This is a genomic window from Chryseobacterium gossypii, from assembly GCF_041361455.1.
Taxonomy (GTDB): domain Bacteria; phylum Bacteroidota; class Bacteroidia; order Flavobacteriales; family Weeksellaceae; genus Chryseobacterium; species Chryseobacterium gossypii.
This window is the reverse complement of record NZ_JBGCUR010000084.1, coordinates 1-682: the sequence shown is the minus strand read 5'-3', so window position 1 is coordinate 682 and position 682 is coordinate 1. Positions and strand designations below refer to the sequence as shown.

1 protein-coding gene is annotated in these 682 nt (G+C 49.4%); it reads left to right on the top strand.

The window, feature by feature from the left end; translation table 11 throughout:
• Window positions 1-682: hypothetical protein (locus tag ABMQ40_RS16745; RefSeq protein ID WP_370901633.1), on the top strand; the 682-nt coding region annotated here is incomplete at both ends.

Here is a 682-nt window from a genome sequence, read left to right as displayed (position 1 = left end):
AGGAAGGAGAAAAAAAAAGGAGAAAAGGAAGGAGGGAAAGGAGAAAAGGAGGGGGGAAAAGGAGAGGGAAGAAAGGGGAAAGGGGAGGGGGAAGGAAGAGGGGGGAAAGGAAAGAAGAAAGGGGGAAAGGAAAGAAGGGGGGAAAAGGAGAAGAAGAAGAGGAAGGGGAAAAAAAAGGAAGGGGGAAGAGGGGGGAGGGGGAAGAAAGAAGGGGGAAAAAAGGGAAGGAGAAAGGAGGAAGAAGGGGAAGGAAGGGAAAGGGGAGAAAGGGGGAGAGAGAAAAGAGGAAGAAGGGAGGAGGGAGAAGAGAGAAAGGGAAGGAAGAAAGGGAGGGAAAGGAAGGAGAAGAAAGGAGGAAAGAAGGAAGGAGGGGAAGGGAAGGGAGAGGGAAAGGGAAAGAAGGGAAGGAAAGGAGGAAAAGGAGAAAAGGGAGGAAGAAAAGGAAGAAGGGGAAGAGGAAAAGGAAAAAAAAAGGAAAAGGGAAGAAGGAGAAAAAAGAGAAAAGGAGGGGGGAGGAGGGGGGGAAAAAAGAGAGAAAAAAGGGGGGAGGGAAGAAAAAAGGGGAAGAAAGGAAAAAGGAGGGAGGAAAAGGGAGAAGGAGGAGAAAGAAAGAGAAGGGAAGGAGAAAGGGGGAGAAGGGGGAGGAAGAGGGGGAGGAAAAGGGAAGAAAGAAGAAGAAAGA